Here is a 1,249-nt window from a genome sequence, read left to right on the forward strand (position 1 = left end):
TATATAAATTTTTAAAAGAAAATGAAAAGAAATATCAATATACAGGTTTTACTAAAGAAGCAATTAACAAGACGCAAAACGTCGGGTATCAAAATGAATATTTTTATATTACATATTTATCAAGAAATTTAAAAGAATATCGTAAATATTACGAACCATTGATTCATAAAAAGGATAAAGAATTTAAAGAAGGTATGCAACGAGCTAGAAAAGAGCTAAACTATACTGCTAATACTGATGTTGTTTCTACACTTTTTTCTACTAAGAAAAACTTTACTAAAGACAATACAGTAGATGATGTGATTGAATTGAGTAATAAATTAAAGGATAAGCCCAATATGCCTCAAAAATCTCAAGTTACTATTCAATTAGGAAAACCAAGTATAAATACTAAAAAGCCGTTTTATGACGATATAAATCCAATTGAAGGATGAGTGAATATAAAGTGATTAAAATAAATGATAGAGACATAGCAGAATTGAGCAGATATTGAGTTTATCAAGATATAAATGAAAAAAGATTTTAAAGTAAATGGAAAACGGTTCAAACAAATAGATTATTTTAATGATAAAAATAACGATAATATGAAAGATGCAGTTGATATAAAAACCTACGAGCTACTTAATGATCAGGGAGATCCAACTGGTCAAAAGACAATAATATATCAAGGAACATCTAAAGAGGCAATTAATCCAAATAATCCATTAAAATCATCGGGTTTTGGAGATGATTGGCTTCAAAATGCTAAATTAATGAATAATTAAATTAAAATAATAGATTTTTTAACGCAAGTATATGTACTTGAAGATTTATATATAGGTGAACTAAAAGATGCAAATAAATTAAGTGAGTATAACTATATGCAAAATGAAACTTATAAAAGCGCATAAATGGGTGATGAGATATGCTTAAAAAAGCAAAATTAATCTTAATAGCAGCACTAGTACTGTCAGGGTGCTCCACGATTGAAAATGAATCAAAAAAAGACAGAAATACAGAAACAAATACAGAAACGAAATCTGTACCAGAAGAAATGGAAGCTTCAAAATATGTAGGACAAGGCTTCCAACCACCTGCAGAAAAAGATGCGATTGAATTTGCGAAGAAGCATAAAGATAAAATTGCTAAACGTGGCGAACAATTTTTTATGGATAACTTCGGTCTAAAAGTTAAAGCTACGAATGTTGTAGGTAGTGGCGACGGCGTAGAAGTATACGTGCATTGTGATGACCACGATATCGTATTTAAT

At 28.9% G+C, this 1,249-nt stretch carries 2 protein-coding genes and 1 pseudogene; all 3 read left to right on the top strand.

Annotated elements, in window-relative coordinates:
• Window positions 1-434: DUF1672 family protein (locus tag HMPREF3247_RS13000; RefSeq protein WP_031864831.1), on the top strand; the 434-nt coding region annotated here is incomplete at its 5' end.
• 71 nt (window positions 435-505) lie between these two features.
• A pseudogene (locus HMPREF3247_RS15045) lies at window positions 506-866 on the top strand (hypothetical protein); the annotation flags it as partial.
• Window positions 867-904: 38 nt separating this feature from the next.
• A partial coding sequence (locus HMPREF3247_RS15050) for a DUF1672 domain-containing protein (RefSeq protein WP_257245486.1) occupies window positions 905-1,249 on the top strand: 345 nt, incomplete at its 3' end.

This window comes from Staphylococcus sp. HMSC36A10 (assembly GCF_001838845.1).
Taxonomy (GTDB): Bacteria; Bacillota; Bacilli; order Staphylococcales; family Staphylococcaceae; genus Staphylococcus; species Staphylococcus aureus.